The sequence below is a fragment of the Bradyrhizobium sp. LCT2 genome (assembly GCF_009931255.1).
GTDB classification, from domain to species: Bacteria; Pseudomonadota; Alphaproteobacteria; order Rhizobiales; family Xanthobacteraceae; genus Bradyrhizobium; species Bradyrhizobium diazoefficiens.
The window spans coordinates 5,904,647-5,926,631 of the sequence record NZ_CP034432.1 but is presented as its reverse complement, the minus strand read 5'-3'; the positions used below and the strand labels follow the sequence as shown (position 1 = coordinate 5,926,631).

Annotated in this window: 22 protein-coding genes and 1 pseudogene; 20 read left to right on the top strand and 3 right to left on the bottom strand. The window is 64.1% G+C overall.

Annotated features, from left to right (window positions below; genetic code table 11):
* Positions 1-106: 106 nt before the first annotated feature.
* On the top strand, positions 107-526 hold the full coding sequence (locus EI171_RS28480; RefSeq protein ID WP_028170906.1) for a nuclear transport factor 2 family protein: 420 nt from the start codon (positions 107-109) through the stop codon (positions 524-526).
* Positions 527-700: 174 nt separating this feature from the next.
* Complete coding sequence (locus EI171_RS28475; protein WP_161535312.1) at positions 701-1,609, top strand: amino acid ABC transporter substrate-binding protein; 909 nt, start codon at positions 701-703, stop codon at positions 1,607-1,609.
* A 67-nt stretch (positions 1,610-1,676) separates the two neighbouring features.
* Here the strand turns inward: EI171_RS28475 and EI171_RS28470 are convergent, their stop codons facing one another.
* The gene (locus tag EI171_RS28470) at positions 1,677-2,903 is read right to left on the bottom strand and encodes an MFS transporter (RefSeq protein ID WP_161535311.1); all 1,227 of its coding nucleotides are present in this window, start codon (positions 2,901-2,903) and stop codon (positions 1,677-1,679) included.
* Positions 2,904-2,995: 92 nt separating this feature from the next.
* Here EI171_RS28470 and EI171_RS28465 point away from each other — a divergent pair, with 92 nt between their 5' ends.
* The 4 genes and pseudogenes from EI171_RS28465 to EI171_RS28450 all read left to right on the top strand — a co-directional run bounded on the left by EI171_RS28465 (position 2,996) and on the right by EI171_RS28450 (position 6,597).
* Positions 2,996-3,481 (top strand): MarR family winged helix-turn-helix transcriptional regulator, encoded by a 486-nt coding sequence (locus EI171_RS28465; protein ID WP_028170909.1) that lies wholly within the window; start codon positions 2,996-2,998, stop codon positions 3,479-3,481.
* Positions 3,482-3,483: 2 nt separating this feature from the next.
* The gene (locus tag EI171_RS28460) at positions 3,484-5,532 is read left to right on the top strand and encodes an FUSC family protein (RefSeq protein WP_161535310.1); all 2,049 of its coding nucleotides are present in this window, start codon (positions 3,484-3,486) and stop codon (positions 5,530-5,532) included.
* Positions 5,529-5,734 (top strand): annotated as a pseudogene (locus tag EI171_RS28455) (DUF1656 domain-containing protein). Before EI171_RS28460 ends, EI171_RS28455 begins: the two are co-directional and overlap by 4 nt.
* Positions 5,731-6,597 (top strand): HlyD family secretion protein, encoded by an 867-nt coding sequence (locus EI171_RS28450; RefSeq protein ID WP_161535309.1) that lies wholly within the window; start codon positions 5,731-5,733, stop codon positions 6,595-6,597. The pseudogene EI171_RS28455 and the gene EI171_RS28450 overlap by 4 nt, the downstream one beginning before the upstream one ends.
* A 666-nt stretch (positions 6,598-7,263) precedes the next feature.
* On the opposite strand, the gene EI171_RS28445 is transcribed toward EI171_RS28450, so the two are convergent.
* Together EI171_RS28445 and EI171_RS28440 are read right to left on the bottom strand one after the other, a co-directional pair.
* Positions 7,264-8,475 (bottom strand): acyl-CoA dehydrogenase family protein, encoded by a 1,212-nt coding sequence (locus EI171_RS28445; RefSeq protein ID WP_161535308.1) that lies wholly within the window; start codon positions 8,473-8,475, stop codon positions 7,264-7,266.
* A 55-nt stretch (positions 8,476-8,530) separates the two neighbouring features.
* The gene (locus EI171_RS28440) at positions 8,531-10,156 is read right to left on the bottom strand and encodes a long-chain fatty acid--CoA ligase (protein ID WP_161535307.1); all 1,626 of its coding nucleotides are present in this window, start codon (positions 10,154-10,156) and stop codon (positions 8,531-8,533) included.
* A 174-nt stretch (positions 10,157-10,330) separates the two neighbouring features.
* Between EI171_RS28440 and EI171_RS28435 the strand changes: the two genes are divergently transcribed.
* From EI171_RS28435 to EI171_RS28370, 14 genes are all read left to right on the top strand, one after another.
* Positions 10,331-12,190: an NAD(P)/FAD-dependent oxidoreductase gene (locus EI171_RS28435; RefSeq protein ID WP_161535306.1), complete on the top strand. Its 1,860-nt coding sequence runs from the start codon at positions 10,331-10,333 to the stop codon at positions 12,188-12,190.
* Positions 12,191-12,195: 5 nt separating this feature from the next.
* Positions 12,196-12,999 carry a shikimate dehydrogenase gene (locus tag EI171_RS28430; RefSeq protein WP_161535305.1) on the top strand — a complete coding sequence of 268 codons (804 nt, stop codon included), beginning with the start codon at positions 12,196-12,198 and terminating at the stop codon, positions 12,997-12,999.
* Between the two features lie 136 nt (positions 13,000-13,135).
* Positions 13,136-13,948 carry a lytic transglycosylase domain-containing protein gene (locus EI171_RS28425; protein WP_028170916.1) on the top strand — a complete coding sequence of 271 codons (813 nt, stop codon included), beginning with the start codon at positions 13,136-13,138 and terminating at the stop codon, positions 13,946-13,948.
* Positions 13,949-14,146: 198 nt separating this feature from the next.
* A complete protein-coding gene (locus tag EI171_RS28420) occupies positions 14,147-14,368 on the top strand; it encodes a hypothetical protein (RefSeq protein ID WP_008137329.1) in 222 nt (73 codons plus the stop codon).
* A 12-nt stretch (positions 14,369-14,380) separates the two neighbouring features.
* Positions 14,381-14,803 (top strand): hypothetical protein, encoded by a 423-nt coding sequence (locus EI171_RS28415; RefSeq protein WP_011086641.1) that lies wholly within the window; start codon positions 14,381-14,383, stop codon positions 14,801-14,803.
* Between the two features lie 379 nt (positions 14,804-15,182).
* Positions 15,183-15,629 carry a MaoC family dehydratase gene (locus tag EI171_RS28410; protein WP_011086642.1) on the top strand — a complete coding sequence of 149 codons (447 nt, stop codon included), beginning with the start codon at positions 15,183-15,185 and terminating at the stop codon, positions 15,627-15,629.
* Between the two features lie 101 nt (positions 15,630-15,730).
* On the top strand, positions 15,731-16,243 hold the full coding sequence (locus EI171_RS28405) for a hypothetical protein (protein WP_011086643.1): 513 nt from the start codon (positions 15,731-15,733) through the stop codon (positions 16,241-16,243).
* A gap of 296 nt (positions 16,244-16,539) precedes the next feature.
* Entirely contained in the window at positions 16,540-17,694 is a 1,155-nt protein-coding gene (locus EI171_RS28400; protein WP_161535304.1) for a LuxR C-terminal-related transcriptional regulator, read from the top strand.
* Positions 17,695-17,926: 232 nt separating this feature from the next.
* On the top strand, positions 17,927-18,901 hold the full coding sequence (locus tag EI171_RS28395; RefSeq protein WP_161535303.1) for an AraC family transcriptional regulator: 975 nt from the start codon (positions 17,927-17,929) through the stop codon (positions 18,899-18,901).
* 74 nt (positions 18,902-18,975) lie between these two features.
* A complete protein-coding gene (locus tag EI171_RS28390; RefSeq protein WP_161535302.1) occupies positions 18,976-19,224 on the top strand; it encodes a hypothetical protein in 249 nt (82 codons plus the stop codon).
* A gap of 382 nt (positions 19,225-19,606) precedes the next feature.
* Positions 19,607-19,885 carry a hypothetical protein gene (locus EI171_RS28385; RefSeq protein WP_161535301.1) on the top strand — a complete coding sequence of 93 codons (279 nt, stop codon included), beginning with the start codon at positions 19,607-19,609 and terminating at the stop codon, positions 19,883-19,885.
* 312 nt (positions 19,886-20,197) lie between these two features.
* A complete protein-coding gene (locus EI171_RS28380; protein WP_161535300.1) occupies positions 20,198-21,316 on the top strand; it encodes a helix-turn-helix transcriptional regulator in 1,119 nt (372 codons plus the stop codon).
* A 228-nt stretch (positions 21,317-21,544) separates the two neighbouring features.
* A complete protein-coding gene (locus tag EI171_RS28375) occupies positions 21,545-21,802 on the top strand; it encodes a hypothetical protein (protein ID WP_161535299.1) in 258 nt (85 codons plus the stop codon).
* The gene (locus EI171_RS28370; RefSeq protein ID WP_246740274.1) at positions 21,795-21,974 is read left to right on the top strand and encodes a hypothetical protein; all 180 of its coding nucleotides are present in this window, start codon (positions 21,795-21,797) and stop codon (positions 21,972-21,974) included. The genes EI171_RS28375 and EI171_RS28370 overlap by 8 nt, the downstream gene beginning before the upstream one ends.
* The last annotated feature ends 11 nt before the right edge of the window (positions 21,975-21,985 follow it).

Genomic DNA, 21,985 nt, shown 5'->3' with positions numbered 1-21,985 from the left:
ATTGGCGGCTCCAGATTGTCGGCAGTCTAGCGAAGGAAATGTTCAAAATATATGCACGGAGTTCGCCGGAGTGGCGTTAGTATTCCGCAAACCCGGGAGAATTAGCATGTCCGTTGCCGCACGAGCCGAAACCGCTCCGTTGTCCGATGCCGCGATTGTGGAAGCCTATCTTACGGCATCGATGATCCCTGATCCCGATGCTGCGGCAGCCTATATGGCGCCGGGTACGGTGATTACCTTCACCGGCGGACGCGAGTTCGATCATCCGCGCGGCCCGACAGGCTTCAACGCCAAGCGCTACCGCTGGGTCAAGAAGAAGATGGACCGATTCGACGTCTGCCCCGGCGATGGCGAAACCATCGTTTATAGCGTCGGCACGCTTTACGGCGAGTGGAAGGACGGTACACCGTTCGAGGGCAACCGTTACATCGATCGCTTCGTGGTGCGGAACGGCAAGATCACCAAAATGGACGTCTGGAACGACAGCGCGGAGCGCATCCTGGTCCAACGGAGCATCGACGCGTAAGGGCTATCTCGGTGCCCGGGCCGAGCCGCTCCGCCGGAGACAACTGCCGCGCGTCATATCGAAAGTCGCGATAGCTGGTAGACGCGGCCTCGTCTGGCGGCTGGCGCATGTCTGGGCTATCACCGCCGCGATCGCGTCTCGACACGAGTCGACGACCCCCTTGAGGAGCAGCCGATGCGCTTACCCACCGTTATCCTGGCCCTGACATGTCTTGCGGGCGCAGCTTCAGCCGAAGACCTGTCGGGCACGCTCCAGAAGGTCAAGGAGACGAAGAAGATCACGCTCGGCTATCAGGAGGCGTCCGTTCCCTTCAGCTATCTGGACGGAAACCAGAAGCCGGTCGGCTTTGCCATGGACATCTGCCTGAAGATCGTCGACGCCGTGAAGAAGCAGCTTGGCATGCCCGACATCGCCGTCGAGACTCTCGCGGTGACGTCGTCGAACCGCATCCCGCTGATGGTCAACGGCACGCTCGACCTGCATTGCTCGGCGACCACCAACAACGCCGACCGCCAGAAGCAGGTCGCCTTCACCAACACGCACTTCCTCAGCGCGACGCGGTTTGCTGCGAAGAAGGCCGCCAAGATCAGCACCATCGACGGCCTCAAGGGCAAGGCGGTCACGGCGGTGGCGGGGTCGGTCAACCTGACCCAGCTCGCCAAGGTCAACACCGAGCGCAATCTCGGCATCAACATCATGCCGGCCAAGGACCAGGCCGAGGCCTTCCTGCTGCTGGAGACCGACCGCGCCCAGGCCTACGCGCTCGATGACGTCCAGCTCGCGGTCGCGATTGCGCGCTCCAAGGAGCCGGCGCTGTTCATGATCAGCGAAGAGACGTTCTCGAAGCCGGAGCCCTACGGGATCATGCTGCGGCGGGAGGACGCGCCGTTCAAGGCACTCGCCGATCGCGCCACGGCAGAGCTCTACGCAAGCCCGGAGATCGAGGTGCTTTACAGGAAGTGGCTGGAATCGCCGACGCCGCCGAACGGCCTCAACTACAACGTCCCGATGTCGCCGGCCCTGCGCAATGCCTACAAGAAGCCGAGCTCGAGCGCCGATCCGGATGTCTATGTGGTGAACTGAGGCGAGGGTGGTTTTCACCTCTCCCCGCTGGGGAGAGGTGGGCACTGCGAGCTCAGCTTGATCTAAGTTAGCGCGTCCGCGGCGTATCCAGCAACTGGCCGGCCAGCGCCGCGCCGATTGCTGCAATCGCAGCCATCGCCAGCGCCCAGGTCGCGAACAGCCGATGACCGATCAGCGCGCCGCTCAAGAGCGGGGCGCTGATGTTTGCGCCCGACATCAGGGACTGATTGAGACCCATGATCATGCCCTGGCGGTTGATCGCGGTCGAGCGCGACAATTCCGCGGTCAGCGTGCTGCGGGCGAACATGGTGCCCACGATGATCAGCGTCAGATAGATCGCGAGCAGGCTGACATTGTTGCCGGCCGCCAACCCCACAAATCCAAGGCCCATGCAGGCGAACGCTGCCATCACGATGGCGCGGTCGGACGCGATCAGGTTCGCGCGCGCGATCAACAGTCCCTGGACCATCATGTTGATGAAGCCCGCATAGGCGAACATCCAGCCGAGCTCGCGTGCCCCGAAGGGATGCCCGTCCCAGGAGAACCGCGCCGAGAGGAACAGGCCGATCTGCGACAGGAACATCGAATTGACGAAGAAGAAGACGATGAGCAGGCCGAGCAGCCGCCAGGCGTAGCGCATGCCGAGCAGGCTGCGCGTCAGCGTCGGCTCAGGCACGCGATGCTGGTAGAGCGGCTCGGAGGCCGGATGATCGGGCGGGAGCAGGGCGATGGTCGCGAACATGCTGATCAGCGAGAGCGCCGCCGAAGCCCAGACTGGCGCGGTCTGGCCGTAGTGCACGAGGAAGCTCGACAGCGCGGGGCCGAGCAGCAGCCCGGTTCCGATCGCGCCGCTGGTCATGCCGAGCGCCTGCTTGCGCGTTGCCGGCGCGCTGTGCTCGGCGGCATAGGCGTGAGCGACCGAGATGTTGCCTGATGTCAGGCCGTCGATGATGCGCGCCAGGAACACCAGTGTCAGGTTGGCCGCCAATGCCAGCAGCACAAATCCGATGAACGTCCCGATTTGGCTGACCAGCAGGACCTTTCTGCGACCGTAGCGGTCCGAGAGCATGCCGACCACAGGGCCGGCAACGAGCTGGCAGACGGCATAGACCGAGATCAGCGCACCGAGCAGGAAGGGCGTGGCGCCGAGCCGCTGCGAATAGAACGGCAGCAGCGGCAGGATGATTCCCATTCCCGTGGCATCCACGGCTACGACGACGAAGGTCGGGACGAGCGTCAGCGCGCTCTCGCCCGCTATCGCCTCTCGTGCCTCAATCGCGGAACCCGGTCCCATCCTGCGTCGTCCCCGTTCGCATTTGCGTGATCGATCGCGCTACGTCGGGTTATATAGTTGCAGGCTAATAGTTCGCGTCCTATCTAATTTGCATGGCACCCTCGCAAGGCTTTATCCATGCCGAAATCGGCCGGCTCATCACGCGCCTCGGCAGGATGTGGCGGCGCGAGTCCGATCAGGCCTTGTCCGATCACGGCCTGTCCTATGCGACCGCGATTCCGCTGCTGCTGCTGTCGCGCCAGGGTGAGAACGTGCGTCAGGGCGTGCTTGCCGACGAGCTCGGCATCGAGGGGCCATCGCTGGTGCGTCTGATCGACCTGCTCCAGGCCGAAGGCCTGGTGGAGCGCCGCGAGGACCCGACCGACCGGCGTGCCAAAACGCTACATCTGACGAAGGCGGGCGAGGCGAAGGTCGAGGAGACCAATCGCGTGCTGCGTAGGGTGCGGGCAAGCCTGCTCAAGGATATCGGCGCGGATGAACTTGCGATAACCTTCGAGACGCTCCAGCGCATCGAGCAGCGGGCCGGTCGCCTGCATGAAGCCAAGATGTTTGCCAGGACGTTTGCAGAGTCGAAATAGTCATGCGCGCAGACGAGCCGTTCCTGGTCCGCCACGCGGACCTCGTTTTCGCTTTGAAGACGTTCGCCGCGTCGATGCTGGCGCTCGTCATCGCGCTCGCCATGGACCTGCCGCGGCCCTATTGGGCGATGGCGACAGTCTACATCACCTCGCAGCCGCTGGCGGGCGCGACCAGCTCGAAGGCGTTCTTCCGGGTGATGGGCACGCTGGTCGGCGCGGCCATGACGGTCGCGCTGGTGCCGAACCTGATCGATGCGCCGGAACTCCTCTGCCTCGCCATCGCGCTCTGGGTCGGGCTCTGTCTTTATCTTTCGCTGCTCGACGGCACGCCGCGCAGCTACGTCTTCATGCTGGCCGGATACACGGTCGCGCTGATCGGCTTTCCCTCGGTGTCGGAGCCCGGCGCGATCTTTGACACTGCGGTGGCAAGGCTTGAGGAGATCTCGCTGGGTATCATCTGCGCCAGCCTGGTCTCGACCATCGTATTTCCCCGCAGCGTCGCGCCTGCTGTCGCTCACCGGGTCGACGCCTGGCTGGCGGACGCGCGCCGTCTCAGCCAGGTCGTGCTGTTGCGCGAGGGCACCAGCGAAACGCATCGCGCCAAGCGCCTCAAGCTCGCGACCGACATCGTCGAGATCGACACGCTCTCCACCCATCTCGCCTATGACCGGTTGACCGATCGCAATGCGGTGACCGGCCTCGGTGAAATCAGGCTGCGCATGCTGACGCTGTTGCCGGTGATCGCCTCGCTGGAGGACCGGCTGGCGGCGCTCGGCGAGGAGGCCTTGCGGCGGCAACCCGGGCTGAAACGGCTCCTGGAGGATCTCGCGCAATGGATCGCGAGCGATGTCGGCGCGCGCCAGCCGGCCGAGCGAATCCGGGCCGCGATCTCGGAGCAGCAGGCGGTGCTCGATGACGGCGCCGACTGGGAACGGATCATCACCACCAGCCTGTTGTTACGGCTGCGCGAGCTGGTCGACCTCTCGCGCGATTGCCGTGCGCTGACCGAGGCGATTGCCGAGAGCCGCAATGTTGCAACGATCGACTTGGCCTTTCATTCCGAGGCCGGTGCCGCGCCCGTCCGCCACCGCGACCGCGGCCTTGCATTGTGGTCGGCGGCCGGCGCGGTCGTGGCCATCCTGATCTGCTGCGCGTTCTGGATCGGGACCGGCTGGCCGGACGGCGCGTCGGCGCCGATGATGGCGGCGGTCGCATGTTCGTTCTTCGCCGCGCAAGACGAGCCCGCGCGCTTCATCCGCAGTTTTGGCCGGTGGTCGCTGGTCGCCATCGTCGTCGTTGCGGTCTATCTGTTCGCGGTGGTCCCTGCGATCTCCCATATCGAGGTCCTGGTGGTCGCACTCGCGCCGACCTTTCTGCTCTACGGCTTCTTGATCGGCCGTCCGGCTACGGCGGGAACCGGGACGGCGCTCGCGGCCAACACTGCAACCCTGCTTGCAATCCAGTCGACCTACAGCGCGGACTTTGCGTCCTACGCCAATTCCGCCGTTGCCTTTTTCGTCGGCATCGTCGTCGCCGAGATCGTGACGCGGATCGCGCGCGGCGTCGGCGCGGAATGGATCGCCAATCGCCTGGTGCTGTCGAACTGGAAGTCGATCGCGGTCGCCGCCGAGCGGCGCGGCAAGCGCGACCGCGCGGAGTTCGCAGGCCTCATGCTGCACCGGCTCGGCCTTCTGGTGCAGCGTATCGCGTTTCTGTCGGAGAGCGATCGCCGCGACACCGACAGCCTCGTCCAGCTTCGTATCGGGATCAACATCATCGATCTGCGCCGCGCGCGTTACGGGCTTGCGGCGTCCACCATTTCCGTCATCGACGACATGCTCGACCGGCTCGCCATCGCCTGCCGCAGCTATGCCGGGAGCGGCATGCCGGCCGAGCTGCTGACCAGTGTCGACCGGGCGCTGGCCCAGGCGGTGAAGGATCCCAATGACAGCGCGCGCGAAGACGCCCTGATCGGCCTCGTCGGCATCAGGCGCGGCTTGTTCCCGGATGCACCGGCCTATCGGCCGCGCGCAGAAAGTGTTGCGGCATGAGATATGTGATCGACATCTACGGCGTGCTCGTGCCGTCGCTGCTGCTGTGGATCATTGTTGCTTACGTCCTCAGCGCGATTCTGCGCCGGCTCATGCAGCGCTTCGATCTCTACCGGCTGGTCTGGCACGTGCGCTGTTCGATTTTTCGATCTTCGTCTGCCTTCTCGGCGGCGTCGTCTACCTCTCGGAGTATCTTTCATGAAGGGCAATTTTGCCTGGCTCGGCCGCCTCGCGCTGACCCTCATCGTTGTCGTCGCCGCGCTCGCAGTGGGCCGCGAGCTCTGGGTCTACTACATGGAGCAGCCCTGGACCCGCGACGGCCGCGTCCGCGCCGACGTGGTCCAGGTCGCGCCCGACGTGTCCGGATTCGTGACCGAGGTGCTGGTCAAGGACAACCAGAAGGTCCGCCGCGGCGACGTGCTGTTCCGGATCGACCGCGAACGTTTCGCGCTGGCGCTGCGCCAGGCCGAGGCGTCGGTTGCGGGTCATCAGGCGACGCTCGATCAGGCCAATGCCGATCTGAAGCGTTACAACGCGCTGACGACCGACGCGGTGTCGCAGCAGAAGCAGGAGCAGGTTCTCGCCACCCAGCTCCAGGCCAAGGCATCCTTCGATCAAGCCGTGGCCGATCGTGCGTTGGCGCAGCTCAACCTCGACCGCAGCGAGGTCCATGCCTCCGTGAACGGTGTGATCACCAACATGGACCTGCGCCCCGGCGCCTACGTCACGGCCGGGAAGGGCGTGATGGCGCTGGTCGATACCGACACGCTGCATGTGGAAGGCTACTTCGAGGAGACAAAGCTCGCGCGCATTCGCACCGGTGACAAGGTGCGGGTCCGCCTGATGGGCGAGAAGGTCACGCTGTCAGGCCGCGTCGAGAGCATCGCCGCCGGCATCGAGGACCGCGACCGCGCGGAGGGAGCCAGCATGCTCGCCAACGTCAACCCGACCTTCAGTTGGGTGCGGCTGGCACAGCGTGTCCCGGTGCGCATCGCGCTCGATCCGGTGCCGGAGAACATGTCGCTGGTCGCCGGTCGCTCCGCGACGGTGGAGGTATTGGACTAGCGCAGCGAGCAGATGGATCGCGCCTGGCTTGGGGAAAAGCCGGCAATAAGCGTTTCAATGCCAAATCGTAGGGCTAATCCTGATTCGCGTGTGTGAGTCGGGGGAGCGTATGGGCGTTTGGTTTTTAGTCCTAGCAGCCTGCGTCGTCGGCGCGTTGCTCCTTTTGGCATTCTGCCGATAGGGCCGACTGCGGATGCTCTTGTTGCCGCGAAACATCAGCGAGCCGCTGAATAGCGGTTCCAGACCGATGGTTTTTGACTGTGCATGGATGAGCGCGTTCACTTCCAGCGTTGGAGGCGGACGTGAGTTGGTTGCTTGTGCTTATCATCGCTGCGAGCGCAATGGTGTTGATCGCTCATGCGATTGACGCGATGCGTTCCTGATACTCTTTGAGACCCGGTTTCATCGGTAGTCAAGTAAGCCAAGAGAATGTTCCGCGGCCAGCGAGTGTCAATTTGAGGAACTTGGCCCCGCGAGCCAAGGTTGTCACAGCAGGAGGAATACGATCATGCTTATGTTTTACCTGCCGATCATAATCTTCAACGCAATGCTCGAAGCAATTACGAAGCAGAAGAATGTGCCGGTATCCATCGATGAGCCGCCAAGCTTCGATTAGACTCCGATCTCAATGCGTTGGCTTCGATGCTTGCTGAGGCCAACGTCCCCTCAGGCATTTGAATACTTCTTCAGCTCGAACCGTGCGATCTGGTTCCTGTGTACCTCGTCCGGGCCGTCAGCAAGGCGCAGCAAACGTGCGGTGGCATAGGCCTGAGTCAGGCCGAAATCGTTCGAGGTGCCGCCGCCGCCATGGGCCTGGATCGCCCAGTCGATGACCTGGCAGGCCATGTTGGGCACGGCGACCTTGATCATCGCGATCTCGCTTTTCGCCACCTTGTTGCCGACCGTGTCCATGGCGTAGGCGGCGTTGAGCGTCAGCAGCCGGGCCTGTTCGATCATGATGCGGGATTCCGCGATGCGCTCCTGCGTCACTGTCTGCTCGGAGACCGGCTTGCCGAAAGCGACGCGGCTGCGCACGCGGCGGCACATCTTTTCCAGCGTGCGTTCAGACAAGCCAATCAGGCGCATGCAGTGGTGGATGCGGCCGGGGCCGAGGCGCCCCTGCGCGATCTCGAAGCCGCGGCCTTCGCCGAGCAGCATGTTCTCCTTCGGGACCCGCACATTGGTGAAGACGACCTCGGAGGCGCGGTCGGGCACGCCGTAGAAGCCGAACACGGGGAGAGGACGCTTCACCTCGATGCCTGATGTATCCATCGGCACCAGGATCATGGATTGCTGCTTGTGGCGGTCCGGATTGTCAGGATCGGTCTTGCCCATGAAGATGCAGATCTTGCAGCGCGGGTCGGTCGCGTTGGTGGTGTACCATTTGCGCCCGTTGATGACGTAATGGTCGCCGTCGCGCACGATCGAGCTCTCGATGTTGGTCGCGTCGGACGAGGCGACCGCAGGCTCGGTCATGGCGAAGCAGGAGCGGATTTCACCCGCGAGCAGCGGCTTCAGCCAGCGCTCCTTGTCCTCTTTCGTGCCGTAGCGCTCCAGCACCTCCATGTTGCCGGTGTCGGGCGCCGAGCAGTTGAACACTTCGGGTGCAAGATGCGAGCTGCCCATCACTTCGCAGAGCGGGGCATATTCGAGATTGGTGAGGCCCGCGCCGTGGCTCGATTCCGGCAGGAACAGGTTCCAGAGGCCTTCCGCGCGCGCGAGCGGCTTCAGTTCTTCGACGACGGGATAGACCTTCCAGGGCCCGAGCTCCTCGGCCTCGCGGTAGAACCGCTCCTCATTGGGATAGATGTGCCGGTCCATGAAGCTTTCGAGCTTGCGCTTGATCTCGACGACTTTGGGCGACATCGGGTAAAGCATCTTACGTCTCCTTGATCGATGGACGGCGCGGACTTCAGCGTGATCGCGTGCCGCTTCAAGCGACGCGGTATTCCCTGAACTTCTCGCGCAACGCCGATTTGAGCACCTTTCCGGTACCGGTCATCGGGAATTCGTCCAGGAACTCGACGGCGTCAGGCATCCACCAGCTCGCGATCTTCGGGCGCATGTGGTCGAGCAGCGCCTTGCCGTCGACGGTCGCGCCCTTCTTGCGAACCACGAGGAGCAGGGGACGCTCCTGCCACTTCTCATGCGCAATCGCGACCACGGCAGCTTGCAGCACGTCGGGATGAGACAAGGCGACGTCCTCGAGCTGGATCGAGGAGATCCACTCGCCGCCGGACTTGATCACGTCCTTGGAGCGGTCGGTCAGCGTGACGTGGCCCTGCGGGTCGATCACGGCCATGTCGCCGGTGATCAGCCAGCCGTCGTGGTCGAGGCCTTCGTCGAGCTTCATATAGCCCGAGGCGACCCAGGGACCACGCGCGCGCAGGTGGCCGACGGTCTTGCCGTCGCGCGGCAGTTCAACGCCGCCGTCGTCGACGATGCGCAAGGCGGTGCCGAAACAAGCCCGGCCCGAGACCTGTCGGCGGTCGAACTTCTCCTTGTCGCTGAGGTGCTCCGAGCCGGGACGCAGGCCCGGCATCGAGCAGCCCAGAGCCTCGGTCATGCCCCAGGCCTGGATGTAGTCGATGTTGTAGTCGCGCTTCAGCTTCTCGACCATGGCGCGCGGAGGGGCCGAGCCCGACGACAGCGTTGCACGCAGGGTGGAGAATCTGTTGCCGGTGCGGCCGAGCCAGTCGAGCAGGATCAGCCAGAAGCTCGGCACCCCCGCCGACAGCGTCACCTTCTCGCCTTCGAGCAGCTCATACAGCTTGTCGGGCTCATAGTTGCGGCCGGGCAGCACCAGCTTCGAGCCGGTGTAGGGCGCGGTGAACGGCATATTCCAGCCATTGCCGTGGAACAGCGGCGCCATCGGCATCATCACCTCGCGTACCCCTTCGATGTGTCCCGGAAGGAAGTCGAAATTGCAGCAGGTCATGGTCTGCAGGATCGCGGCGCGGTGCGAATAGATCACGCCCTTGGGATTTCCCGTCGTCCCCGAGGTGTAGCAGATGGTAGAGGCGGATTTCTCGTCGAACTCCGGCCAGGTGAAGCCGGCGTCGTTCTCTCGTCCGAGAAGCTCCTCGTAGCAATGGACGTTTACAAGCTTCGTCTCCGGCATCCGCTCGCGCGAGGACATCACGACGTAAGCTTCGATCGTCTTCAATTGCGGCGCGATCGCCTCGACGATCGGCAGCGTGGCGCGGTCGACGAACAGCAGGCGGTCTTCGGCGTGGTTGATGATGTAGACGAGCTGATCGGGAAACAGGCGCGGATTGACGGTGTGCAGCACATAGCCCATGCCCGGCGCGGCGTAGAACATCTCGAAATGGCGGTGGGTATTCCAGGCCAGCGTGCCGACGCGGTCGCCTTGCTTCATGCCGAGACGCTTCAAGGCCAACGCCATGCGCTTGATGCGTGGGTGAGCGTCCGCATAGGTGTAGCGATGGATGTCGCCCTCGATCTCGCGCGCGACGATCTCCGCCTCGCCGTGATAGTCGGCGGCGTACTGGATCAGGCCGCTGATCAGGAGCGGCATGTCCATCATCAATCCCTGCATCATTTCCTCCGGATCGCCATGTCGTTGCATGGCGCTTGTGATTTGCGCGCGAGGTTACCGGAACGTCACGCGCCGTTCACGCAAAAAACGGCAGACGTGATTGCATGCGTCACTTTTTCAAGGCTAACGTGAGGAGAGCTGCCGGCGAAGCAGCGTCTGTCGTGGAGGAAATGGATGTCAGCGGAAAGACACAAGACCGGCGCAGCCGGCGCACCTACGGTCGATCTTTCCGCACTTCGCGCGCGCTATCGCGACGAGCGCGATCGCCGTCTGCGCGCCGAGGGCAAGGCGCAATATGTCGAGGTATCAGGCGATTTCGGCCGCTATCTCGATGATCCCTGGGCCGATCCCGGATTTGCGCGCGAGGCCGTCAGCGAAGCGACCGAAGTGCTCATCGTCGGCGGCGGCTTTGGCGGCCTGCTCTGCGGCGCGCGCCTGCGCGAGGCCGGCATCGCGGATTTTCGCATCGTGGAAAAGGCCGCCGACTTCGGCGGCACCTGGTACTGGAATCGCTACCCCGGTGCGGCCTGCGATACCGAGAGCTACATCTATCTGCCGCTGCTGGAGGAGACCGGCTATATGCCGGTGCGCAAATATGCGCGGGCGCCGGAGATTTACGAACACTCCCGCCGCATCGGCCGCCACTTCGGCCTGTACGAGCGCGCGCTGTTTCAGACCGTCATCTCGCGCATGGAATGGCAGGAGCGGGAGGCGCGCTGGCTGGTCGAGACCGATCGCGGCGATCGCATCCGCGCGCGGTTCGTCATTCTGGCCGGCGGCCCGCTGAGCCGGCCGAAGCTGCCGGGCATGCCCGGCATCGAGAGTTTTGGGGGACACAGCTTTCACACCAGCCGCTGGGACTACGCCTACACCGGCGGTACGGCTGAAGGCGGTCTCGCCGGCCTTGCCGACAAGCGCGTCGGCATCATCGGCACCGGCGCCACCGCCGTGCAATGCGTGCCGCATCTCGGCCGCTCGGCGAAGGAGCTCTATGTCTTCCAGCGCACGCCGTCGGCGATCGGCGTGCGCGACGACCGGCCGACGGATCAGAGCTGGGCGCAGAGCCTCGGGCCCGGCTGGCAGCGCGAGCGCATGGACAATTTCACCGCCGTGATCTCGGGCGAGCCGTTCGAGCAGGATCTGGTCCAGGATGGCTGGACCGGCCTGCTTGGCGAGATCCTGCTCGCGCCGCGCCGCCAGCCACAGCCGGTGACCTCGCTGGAGGAGGCGTTGAAGGTCATCGAGCAGGCCGACTACCGCAAGATGGAGGAGATCCGCGCGCGCGTCGATGCCGTGGTGAAGGACGAGGCGGCCGCGGCCGCGCTCAAGCCCTGGTACAAGGCGTTCTGCAAGCGGCCGTGCTTCCACGACGAATATCTTGACACCTTCAATCGCCCCAACGTGCATCTCGTCGATACCAAAGGGCAGGGCGTCGAGCGCATCACGGAGAATGCCGTGATCGTCGATGGCAAGGCCTATGAGCTCGACTGCCTGATCTATGCCAGCGGCTTCGAGGTCGGCACCGATTACGCCCGCCGCATGGGCTTCGAGGTCTATGGCCGCGACGGCATGAGCCTGTCCGAGCGCTGGCGCGACGGCGTCAGGACGATGCACGGCTTCTACAGCCGCGGCTTCCCGAACTGCTTCCTGATCGTCACGGTGCAGGCCGGCCAGAGCGCCAACTTCCCGCACATCATCGACGAGCAGTCGCAGCACATCGCCTATGTGATCGATCAGGCGCGCAAGCGCGGCGCCAGAACGCTGGAGCCGACGCTCGCTGCCGAGAACGCCTGGGTCGAGGAGGTCGTGAAAGCCGCGCTCGGCCGTCAGACTTACTTGGCCGAATGCACGCCCGGCTATTACAACAACGAGGGCGTGTTCGATCCGATCGCGGCAAGAAACAGCCAATATTGGCGCGGGCCGGTGGCGTTCCTGCGGCTGCTCGACAAGTGGCGCAAGGAGGGCAATCTGGATGGACTGGAATTGACCTACGGGACGGCCGCGGAGGCGGGCGGCGCCCCGGTTCCGGTGTGAGCGGCATGATCCCGGCCCCGTCAGGCGCCACGCGGCTCCACGTCATCGTCGGTGATCCCATCGCGCAGGTGCGCTCGCCCGCGGGCGTGTCAGCCGCCTTCGCCGCACGGCGACACGACGGCATTCTCGTGCCCGTTCAGGTCGCCCCGGGAGATTTGCCCGACTTCCTCTCGGTGGCTGCGCGGCTGAAAAATCTCGACGGCATCGTCGTGACCATCCCGCACAAATTTGCCTGCTACCAGGCCTGCACGAGTGCGACCGATCGGGCGCACTTCCTGCGCACCGTGAACCTGATGCGCCGGCGCGCCGACGGCTCATGGCATGGCGATATGGTGGATGGCCTCGGCTTCGTCGGCGCAGCGCGGGCAAAGGGGATCGATCCCGGCGGCATGCGCGCCCTTCTGGTCGGCGCCGGCGGCGCCGGCTCGGCGATCGCGCTCGCGCTGGTCGAGGCCGGCGTCGGCGAGCTCGCCATTCACGACAGCATGGCCGAGCGCCGCGACGCGCTGATCGGCCGGCTCAATGGGCTCGGCAAAGCGCCGGTGCGGACCGGCACCATGGACCCCGCCGGCTTCGACTTCGTCGCCAATGCGACGCCCGCCGGGATGAAGGACGGCGACCCGCTGCCGGTCGACGTCGCGCGCCTTGCGCCAGCCGCCTATTGCGGCTGCGTCATCACCAGGCCCGAAGTCTCCCCCTTCATCGCCGCGGCCCGCAAGATCGGCTGTGTCACGGGGACCGGTACCGACATGTACCAGCAGCACCAGAGCATCATGGTGGATTTCCTGCTGGGAACGGAGGCTGCGTGATTTGCGGACGTCGCGACTTGCCGGTGTCAAGAGCTTTGCTTGGATCGATTGGTCCTGTCGGGACTTGAGCGATCGCAACCGACGTAGGATCATGCGCGTGCGCGAGCCGGTCGCGCCCTAAGGAGAGGAACGAGCAATGATCAAGGGCAGGATTGTGGCGACGGCGGTGATCGGCGCGGCCGCGCTGCTTCTCTCTCTGCCTGCGGCCAACGCCGCGCAATGCGGCAGCTCGCCGGCCGGGTTCGAAGGCTGGAAGCGTGAGTTCGGTGCAGAGGCGCAGGGCAAGGGCATCGGCCCGACCGCGATCTCGGCCCTGATGCAGACGAACTACGCCAGCGCGACCATCGCAGCCGACCGCGGCCAGCGCAGCTTCTCGCTGTCGCTCGACCAGTTCCTCGCCAAGCGCGGTGCCACCACCATCGTCGCCAAGGGGCGCCAGCTCAAGCAGTCGCAGGCGGCCCTGTTCGCCTCGATCCAGCAGCGCTACGGCGTTCCGCCCGGGCCGCTGATCGCGATCTGGGGCATGGAGACCGGCTTCGGCAGCCAGCGCGGCAACCAGAACATGCTGTCGTCGATCGCGACCCTTGCTTATGACTGCCGTCGCCCCGAGTTCTTCACCGACCAGCTCTATGCCGCACTGAAGCTGATCGACCGCGGCACCCTGTCGGGGGCGACCCGCGGCTCCATGCACGGCGAGGTCGGCCAGACCCAGTTCATGCCCAAGAACATCCTGGCCTATGGCACCGGCAATCTCGAGGTTGCCGCCAATGCGTTGAACTCGACTGCGAATTTCCTGAAGGCCCATGGCTGGCGTGCGGGAGCCGGTTACCAGCCGGGCGAGCCGAATTTCGCCGCGATCGAGGCCTGGAATGCGGCCGGCGTCTATCAGAAGGCAATTGCGTTGATGGGACGACAGATCGACGAGGGCGGAACGGCCGCCTCGCGCTGACGAGAGCCCCGCTTCAAACGGGGCTCTCGATGCTTGTTTTGACGCGTTTTCTTGACGCGAACCGGCATCCACTTCGCTCGAAAACGCTCTTGCTCAGCAAGGCGTGATGCGCCGGCGCGAGAAAGTTGTTGCTATCAGGAACTGACGGCATGAGGTTTGCTTTGATCAGATTCAGGGCTGGGCATGAGGAGACTCAACATGGCAACCCAGATCGTGATGGACCAGACTGGCGACACACGCCACGAGTTTGATCCTGGCAATGCCGAAGCGCTGGCGCGGGCCGAACAGCGCTTTCGGGAGCTGACCGGAGCCGGCTTCACCGCCGCCTTCCGTACCGGGCCCGGCGAAGTGACCCGTATCAAATCGTTCGACCCGACCGCGCAGGAAACGCTGTTCTATCCCCGCTTGGTCGGCGGTTGATCTGAGCTGCCCATGTTCGCGGCACTCCGGTTCCGCGCGCCAGCGCGTGCTCGTTTGCATGCGCTGCGCGAACTCTACCGTCGCTTCTTCGGCGAGAACACGCCGGATGCGCGCGGCCGTCGGCTTCTGGCCGATTGGCTGTCACCGGCGCAGCGCGCCCAGTTCGAGCAGCACCGGTATTTCGATGTGATCGGCTGCGATACCGGCAAGAGGTATCGCATCCACTACGGCACGGCCGCCAACGTCCACGAAATCGACGACGCCGGCATGGCAACGATGGGATGGTGCTTCGTCCCGACAGGCTTCCTCGTGCCCGGCGACGTGATGCTCGCGCAGAAGATCGCGCTCGAGACGGATGAAAAGTCAGCGCTGGCGCTCGCCAACAGGTTTCCGCCGGCAACGCATTCGGAGCATTTTTACCGGCGGCCGTTCTAGCGCAGGGCGCTCAGGAGTGCGTGGTGCGATAGGCATCCAGCGCATGCGCCGCAAAGACGCCGATGCTGCAAAGGGCGAGGAGGGCGGAGATCAGCTCGATCATAGCTCATCCTCCCGCGCCGGCTGGGCGACGAGATTTTGGCAGCAGGAATAGTCCAGGATCAGATTGAGAAGGAATTGCATGGTGGCCGTCCCTGTATGATTTTGACAACCAGATAACCGGCCATCTGTTTCAGGCGTGTTTCGTCGCACCGGAAAAGGGGTTTCGCGGGGAACCCTGGGCTGGTTTGTGCGCGGCAGGCCCGCTACATCGCGCTTTTAGTTCAATTCCTTCGGGCCGCGCGTCTTCGCGGGCGGTCCTGCTTTGCGAGGCAAAATCATGGCGCAGGTCGAGTGGTTCGACGATCTCAGCATCGGGATGCGGTTCAAATCGCCGGAGGTCGAGGTCACCGAAGCCGACATCAAGCGCTTCGCGGCCGAGTTCGATCCGCAGCCGATGCACCTCGACCACGAGGCCGCCAAGGGGACCCTGTTCAATGGGCTCGCTGCATCAGGATGGCACACCGCCGCGATTGCCATGAACCTCGCGATCCAGACCCGGCCCTTCGGTCCGCATCCGCTGATCGGCGCGGGCGTCGACGGGCTGCGCTGGACCATTCCGGTGCGGCCCAATGACCGCCTGCATCTGGTCGGCGAAGTGATGAGCCTGACGCCGTCGAAGTCGAAGCCGCAGGGTATCGCGCTGGTGAAATGGACGATGTTCAACCAGAACGGCGAGGAGGTTTACACCTTCACCCCGATCGCGATCGTGCCGCGGCGAGCCTAGGACGCAAGCCGCCTGCCGCTGGCCTTGCCCGCGGCCTGAAGCCCTTGCGGGTCGTCGGCAGAGGTGGTCATCTCGGCCCCGGGAACACGCTGGAGGCCGACATGAGACGATTCCTTCTCGCCGCCGGAATGCTCGCAGGCGCCTTGAGCGCAGCCGCCTTGAGCTCAAGGCCCGCGCTGGCGCAACAATCCAAGGTCGGCGACTGGACCATCGAGAAGCGTACGCAGGATACGCACTGCAATGCGAGCCGCGGCTACAAGGACAAGGAGGACGAGAACCGCGACTACGTCATCGTCATCACCTATTCCGACAAGGCCATCGTGATCGTGATGATCTACGACGGCTGGGAGTGGGACAAGGTCGGCGAGATCCTCCGGGCCGACGTCGCCACCGATGACGCCGATATCATGAAGAAGGCGAAGTGGGAGGTGATGGACAAGACCACCGTGCGCGGCATCTTCGAGTTCGACCAGGCGATCATGGATCGCCTCTCCAAGGCCAGGCGTCTCACGCTCGATTTCGAGGACGATGACGAGGACAGCATCGAGATGCAGATCCCTCGCGCCGGCGAGGCGCTCGCCGCGCTGAAATTCTGCGAGGAGAACCGGAAGTAAGTCGCAGAGGCCGGTCCGCAAGGCGGGCAGGCGACAGCAGGCGATAACCGCGAGCGGGCGCGTGACTCTTCGCACACTGTCCGGTCGCTGTTCGCATTAATCCTAGTCTTTGGCGGAAACGTCCAAGCCGCATCCTGCGGTTGACGTTACGCAAGGATGATGTTCGATATTCCAGCATTGCGCTGTCGCATTTTTTCTCCGTCCAAGGCGGCGATCGGCCGGCCTGCCTCCCTCAGTTCCCGACGCGCTCGTCCCCCTCGCCACCGGGGCAACTCGCAGACCCCATCGTCCATCCGATGACGATCCTCCAGGCAAACCGGTTCTCGTCGCTCGTCGGCGAGATCTACGATGCAGCGGCCAATCCCGCGCTGCGGAGCGCCGCCTTGGAGCAGGTTTCGAATTTCGTCGGTGGATGTGGCGCGACCATCCTGTCCAGGGATGCAGCCAGGCTCTCGATCGAGATCCACGAGCATTTTGGCACGGACACTCGGTTCCGCCAGCTCTATCGCGACAGATATGTCGAACTTGATCCCTTGCTCGACCGCCATCTCGACTTCGCCGCCGGCCAGACGGTCGGCGTGGCCGACGTCATGCCCCAGTCCGACTTCGAGGCGACCAGCTTCTACCGAGAGTGGGTGGAGCCGCAGGGAGCGATAGACCTCGCAACCGTGACGCTCGAGAAAACGGTCGCGCGCACCACGATCTTGCAGGTGCTGCGTCACCGGTCCCGCGGGACCGTCGACGACGCGATGCGCGAGCGTATGCGCCTGCTCGCGCCTCACATCCAGCGGTCGCGGGTCATGGGTCGCCAGATCAGGGCGCGCTCGCATACCGTGGACGATCTTGCCGATGTCCTGGACGGACTGAGCACGGCGATCTGCCTGCTCGACGCAGAAGGGAGGGTCGTCCATGCCAACGCGTCGTGCCGTCAGCTCTTCGTCGACGCCAATCTCCTCGCAATGGTCGGCGACAGAATAGTTGGCCGCAACACCCAGGCTGACAAAATATTCCGCGGCCTGTTCGAATTTTCCGCGGATGCAGGAACTCATTCAAACGGTCGCCGTCAGATCGAGCTCGTGACATCGTCCGACGGACATCATTATCTGCTCCATGCCGTTCCGTTGAGGCGGGAGCGCCATCTGCCGCGTGACGGAGCTGCCACCGTGCTCTTCGTTCAAAGGGCCACGATGGTGTCATCGCTCGTGCCCGATGCGATCGCAGTGGCGTTCAGGCTGACGCCGTCCGAATTGCGCGTGCTGATGGCGATCGTCGAGATCGGCGGGGTTCCCGACATTGCGGCCAAGCTCGGTATCGCCGAGACGACGGTGAAGACGCATCTCAGCCGGCTGTTCGAAAAGACGGGCGCCGGCAGGCAGGCCGACCTCGTCAAGATCGCCGCCGGATTTGCGGCGCCGTTTGGGCGGCAGACCGGCGCCGGCGATGCGGTGTGATCCAATTCACATCGCGGATCATGAGTTCGCGCAATCTCAATCCATTGTGATGAGCAAGGTGCGTGTGTCCTCCGAACGTATGACGCGTATCATTTGATACTTTCGTATATGGCCGCCACTTGAAAATGAGAAGGGCAGCGTGCGTCACGGAACAATGCGCACCGGCACCGAACGCGGGTGCGGGGAGATAACAGCGCGTGGCCGGGCCTGCTCGTTGGTTGGAGAGATTGCAGTGAGCGGCAAGAATGAATTTTCAATTTTCAATGTTTCAACGGACCACATTCCCGAAGACGAGCGCGTACCGCTCCTGCGCGAATTCTACTGCCGCGGCGTGCTGAAGGCGGAAGTCGAGGCAAGGGAAGGAAAGCCGGCTGCGGCGAGCTTCACGTCCCACGTCTTGCCGGAAGCCCAGTTGCTGATCGGGGGATTGTGCGGAGCGCGGGTCGTTCGCACGAAGCATCTGGTTGCAGATGGCGACGACAGTCTCGCCCTGATCGTGAACAGGTCGGGCGTTCTCGGTATATCCGAGCGAGGACACGATTTGAGGCTTCGGGCGGGAGAGGCGGTCCTGACCAGCGCGGAGGACGTCACGATCTTCGAGCGCCTCTCGCTCGGAAGCGGCTTCTCGCTGCGCGTGCCGAGACGCGTGCTGGCCCCGATGATCGTGGATGTCGACGATGCGGTGATGCGCGTCATCCCGGAGAGCACCACCGGGCTACGGCTGCTCGTCGACTACGCGATCGCGCTGGTGCACGAAAAGGTGCTGGCGGTGCCTGCGATGCGGCAGCTCGGCGTCGCGCATCTGCATGATCTCCTGGCGCTCGTTCTCGGCGCCACGGATCACGTCCGGGAATCGACCGGACGGCGCGGCATCAAGGCGGCGCGACTCCAGAAGGCGAAATTCCTCATCGTCAACAATTGCTGGCAGCAGGATATCTCGGTGGCAAATGTTGCCCAAGAGCTCGGCGTGACCCCGCGCTATCTCCAGCGGCTGTTCGAGGCCGACGGCAAGACCTTTTCGTCCTTCCTCACCGAGCAACGCCTCAAGCGTGCCCATCGCATGCTGCGCGAGCCTGACTTCGCCGAGCGGCCGGTGAGTTCGATCGCCTACGATGTCGGTTTCGGAGATCTCTCTTATTTCAACCGCTGCTTCCGGCGGGCCTATGGCGCGACGCCGAGCGACGTCAGGAGCGGCGAAGCGCTGTAACGCACCCCGACCGGATTTAGTAGATCATGACGCAGCGTTGCGTGCGGAAACGGCGCCTGAAGCCGGAGTGTTGAATGCACCGTCTCTTCTTCGACCTCCTGGTCGGCAATATCGTGAAGATCGACCCGGGCGGCATGGTGTTCGAACATGCCAAGGCGACCATCGTGGTGGCTGACGAGATGGCGCGGCATCTTTTCGTCTGGCGCGACGACCTGCGCGATCGTGACGCCTGGATCCGCGTCAGGGACAACCGCGGGCGCGAGATCTATCGCGCCGCCGTGTGGGCCGAGAGCGCGGAGAGGGCGGGCTGGGACCAAGTGTAAGCCGCGCAGGCGGTGTCACAACTCTGCACCAGTTCCGGGCGAAGCGCGCTCGGTTCGTTCTGAGCCGCGACCCGGTCGCCTCCGTCCAAGTCGAATACGACGGACATTTCTACTTTAGCGCTCAGCGAATCCAATTCGCAGCGGCAGCCTCCTCCGTTTGGAGGGGGCTGCCGACAACGTGCCTGTGCGCCGGTGGGGCGAGATGGCGGCGACCGAGGGACTGGAAATGAATGTGACGGCAACGGCGATCTGCTGACGCCGACGGCGCGGCTGCGCTACGTCGCGGGCCGGTTCGATGACTATAGCGAGACCGGCTCGGCGCAGGGATTGTCGGTCGGCGGCCGCACGCTGCAGAGGAGCGGGCGAGGTCGATCTGTCCCGCGTGACCAGCCTCGCCGGCGGCGAGCTCAAGGCCAACATCCATGGCGGCGTCATCGCGCTCCAGCGCGTCGGCGACACCACCATCAGCACGGTGCTGCTCGGCCAGAACTTCTCTTTCGTGACGCCAGGTAGCCGCAGCACGGTGGGTGCCGTCGCCGGCTTCGGCTTCGACTACCGTACCAGCCGCAACGTGTCCGTGTTCGGCGCGGTCGAGGGCATGATGATGTCCGACCAGAGCCGCACTGGCACCGCGAGGGGCGGCGTTCGCGTCGCGTTCTGAGCCGGCATTAGCCCCGGCGGCTTGAACACGACGCACGCTGGCCGGGCTCCATCCGCCCGGCCGGCGCATCCTCCGATCGGAGGATGCCGCGTGCCGCGGTTGTGGTACGCTTGGTGATATTGATCACTCATGCCATTCATTGCCATGCACGGACCTCGTAAGCTGCCCGTTGCTGGATTCTCGAATCCGCTCGTCAACTGATCGGTGAAATCACGATCGGAGTTGAACCTTTTGCTCCCGTGACAGACTCAACTAGGCCGCCGGGCACGAAGAACATTCCACAGTCTCGATGTTTGACCACTGGCTCTTCCAATGCCCCGACCTCCCAAACATGACGAGTTGATCGAGAGTATATATGACGCGGGTCTCCACCCTGAGTTGTGGAGCGACGTGGTCGTCATGGTTAATGCGTTCATCGGCAGCCAGGCCTGCGGCCTGATTTCGAAGGATCCGGTCAGCAAGTCCGGCGCGACGCATTTCTATTGCGGGGTCGATCCGCACTACATCCAGCTCTATTCCGAGACCTACGCCCGCTACGATCCTCTCGCCAGGCTCCCCCGGTACGGCGAGGTGCGCAACATCCCGGATCTCGTGAATTTCGAGGAATATCGCCGCGGCCGCTTCTATCAGGAATGGCTGCGTCCACAGGGCTATGTCGACGTGGCGAACGTGGTGCTGGAGCAGTCGAAGTCGCCGTGTCCGATGTTGCTGACGGTGATCCCGGGCAGGGAGATGCTCAATGCGGAGCAGCGCGCGCGCATGCAGTCGCTGGTCGCGCACGCCAGCCGGGCGCTGCTGATCAACCGGGCGATCGAGCGAAAGCAGCAGCGAGCGATCGCGCTGGCCGATGTCGTGGACCGGCTCAGTGCCGGCGTCATCCTGCTCGATGCCGCCTGCAATATCGTCCACAGCAATCCTGCCGCGGAAACCATTCTGGCCGCGGCTGACGTCCTGCGGTCGGTCTCGGGCCGGCTCGTGGCGCGATCCGCCGAGGCAAATCTGGCCCTGCGCGATATCTTCCGCGACTCCGGCGAGGTTGCCGTAGCTGCGGCGGCCGGTCGAAAAATCCCGCTGAGATCCGATGGCGGTTCCTACTATATCGCGAACGTCATCGCGCTGCCGTCGTTGCTGCGTGATGGCGCGACGGAGCGCACGCCGGCCGTCGGAGCCCTGTTCGTCTGGAAGGCGGAACTCGACGGCCGCTCGTGTGCCGGCCTCGTCGACCGCACGTTCGACCTCACGCCGGCGGAATTGAGGGTCTTGCAGTCGATCGTCGAGGTCGGCGGCGTGCCGGAGACGGCGATTGCGCTCGGCATCGCAGAGACGACGGTGAAGACGCATCTGCATCGCGTCTTCGCCAAGACCGGCGTTTCTCGTCAGGCGGATCTCGTCAAGCTCGTGGCGGGATTTTCCAATCCACTCCTGCACTGACGCGCCTTCGCGTCGCGGGCGGCGTCGCTGCAGCCCGCCATAGGTTCAAACAGACACATCATTAGAAAGTTATCGCGGGTCATTCGATCGAATGACGCGATTTGCCGCGTGCCCCTCTAGGAGATGTCACACGATCTCTTGTTCGACGCGTTCGTGTTTTGTGAAGCAACTCACAGCGAGCGGAAGTGAATCCCGTCAATCTCTGGTGTAGGTCGAAAGGAGATTGTCATGCGAACGACGTCACCGGTTCTGGCTCGCAAGTTCCGCGACATCGTCGCGCGTATCGGCGCGGCGTTCCGCGCGCAGCGCGCGATCGACGCGCGGCGCGCGTTGCTGCGCTATCGCCATCTGCTGGAGCAGCCGCACGACCCATTGCCTTTGAATGAAATCATTCCGGTCAGCAACAAAGAGGATATTGCAGACAATGCCCACGGATCTGATGCGAGCGAGCGCGCCGCCGGCGACCCCACGTTCGAGCGTGCGTAACGTCAACATCGTCGCAATCGCCGCGACCGTGGCACTCGTCACGCTTCAACTGGTTGGCCTTGCGATGCTGGAACGCTCTCACGCGCACGCGATGCATGTGTCGTTTCCACGCGAACCGCAAGTTTGCTCGGAAAACGTCGACGCTGCCGTCTCGCAAATTCCCTACGATTGACCGGAGGACGG